Genomic DNA, 2,024 nt, shown 5'->3' on the forward strand with positions numbered 1-2,024 from the left:
CGACGGTGTGCAGCAACGTCCCGCCACCGTTGTTGGGGGGGGTGCTGCCCGCGGCTGGGGTGGTGGTGGCCGGGGCGGCGCCCGCGCCCACCACGATCCCGGCCGCGGGTGTCACCGCCGGGTGCGGGGCCGCGCCGGGGCCGGGCCGGGCGGGCAGTCCGGTCGCGGACAGCCTGGTGGAGGCGCGTCGGGCGGACGGCCGGACCGAGCAGTTCCAGCAGTTCTACGACGACTCCGCGACGCCCGGCCCGCGCTTCGTCTGGCACCGGTCCCAGGAGGAGCCGGGCGGCGAGTACGGCGCGTGGGAGCGGGTCAGCGAGACCCCGGTCGGGCCGAAGCTGTACCAGGTCAGCGCGGTGGAGAACGGCCGCGGCGGGCTGGAGGTGTTCATCGCCTCCTACGGCAGCATCTGCCGCACCGTGCTGGCCACCCCGGACGGGCGCTGGAGCGCGGCCGAGGGCTTCGAGCTGGCGCCGCCGCCGTACCACGGGGGGATCACCCTGTTCAAGGAGCGCGACGGGCGGCTGCACGCCTTCGCCGCGGGCAACGGGTCCTCCGGGGCGATGGAGGTGCGCAGCCAGCGGGACGGCAGCGGGGACGCCTGGGGGCCGGTCCGGCCGCTGCCCGGACTGCCGGAGCCCGGCCGAGGGCTGAGCGCGCCGAGTTCGGTGGTGCAGCTGGCCGACGGCCGGCTGCAGGTCACGGCCCGGGAGTGGAACGCGGACCGGTACTGGCGGACCAGCGAGGCGGACCGGTTCGGGTCCTGGGTGCCGTGGCGGCTCTGCGCGGACGGCACCTGCGGCTGAGCCGGCCTCGGGGGCTCGCCGTGGTGGCGGATCGGTTGCCCGGCCGGGCGGCGCTCCGGCCCGGGCGGCGCTCCGGCCCGGGTCGCGCTCGGGCTCAGCCGCCGTGGGCCACCTCGTGGCGCGGCTGGTAGAGGCCGACCACGCCCCCGCCCGGCAGTCGTAGCGCCGTCCGCAGGCCCCACCCGGCGGAGCTCACCGGCTCGGTGAACTCGACGCCGAGCGAGGTGAGTTCGCGGACCGTCGCGTGGACGTCGTCGCACATCAGGTAGAGCTCCCGGTCGGAAGCCTCGGCGGGGTGGACCGCGAGCTCCGCGGGCGGCAGCCGGAAGACCAGCCAGCCGCCGCCCGCGTCCACGTGCGGGAAGCGCAGGACGTCGCGGAGGAACGCGCGGTCGGCCTCCGCGTCCCGGCTGTACAGGATGACGTGGGCGCCGTTGATCATGCCCTCACGGTAACCGCGGGCCGCCGCCCCCGCAGGTCGGCCCGGCGGCCGCCGGCTCCTCGGGCGGGCTCGCCCGCGATCGTCGGGAACACCACCGGGACCGCGGCCGAGCGCAAGCAGCGACCGGGCCGTGAACGAGGCCTTCCCATGGATCGGCAGCAGCCGCGAGACTACCGGTGCGGTGTCCGGGCGGGCGGGCCGCACCGCTTCCGGTGCGCCGCCCACGGCCGGTCGGCCACGGCCCGGCGGGAATTCACGGCCGGATCCGCGGAGGGTCCCGGAATTGCGGGCAAGGCCTTTCCGGGGAATTCGGCGACGGTCAAGGCCAGGTCAAGGGCTGGTAGAGGGATCTGTGCGGCCGGGGCGGGATGTGTTGTGGTGGGTTCCGGTGGGGCCCCGGCCGCGGACGGCGCGGACGGGCCGTGACCGGGCGGACGTCGCTGGTGGGCGGCGTAGACGCTCGCACATGGACCTGAGTGCGGCGGCTATGGTTCGCGGGCTCGGGGCGGACTTGAATGGTGCCAGGACGAGGGGCCGCAGGGCTCAGGGCTCGGACGAGCCCCGCGGATCCGCGTCGGACCGGCCGGACGCCCGGTGCCTCCGGCGGTCGGTTCCGTTCGTTCTCCTTCTTTTCTCCGAATGAGGTGGTCGTGATGACGTACGACGGTGCTCTTGATCTTGCGGTCGATGCCGGTGTGGTGCTGGTGGTGGGTGGTACGGGTAAGACGGGTCGGCGGGTGGCGGAGCGGTTGTCGGCGCTGGGGTACGGGGTGCGG

At 75.6% G+C, this 2,024-nt stretch carries 2 protein-coding genes; one reads left to right on the plus strand and one right to left on the minus strand.

Translation table 11 applies throughout. The features are described from left to right. Positions 1-806: hypothetical protein (locus ACFYUY_RS37930; protein ID WP_387907751.1), on the plus strand; the 806-nt coding region annotated here is incomplete at its 5' end. A 94-nt stretch (positions 807-900) separates the two neighbouring features. Here ACFYUY_RS37930 and ACFYUY_RS37935 read toward each other — a convergent pair. Further along, entirely contained in the window at positions 901-1,248 is a 348-nt protein-coding gene (locus ACFYUY_RS37935; protein ID WP_387907754.1) for a VOC family protein, read from the minus strand. Positions 1,249-2,024 lie beyond the last annotated feature (776 nt).

This window comes from Kitasatospora sp. NPDC004745, from assembly GCF_042873275.1.
Taxonomy (GTDB): Bacteria; Actinomycetota; Actinomycetes; order Streptomycetales; family Streptomycetaceae; genus Kitasatospora.

Bases quoted from the DNA above. Each gene is read 5' to 3' on its own strand.
- ACFYUY_RS37935 (WP_387907754.1), bottom strand. From the start codon at position 1,248: ATGATCAACGGCGCCCACGTCATCCTGTACAGCCGGGACGCGGAGGCC.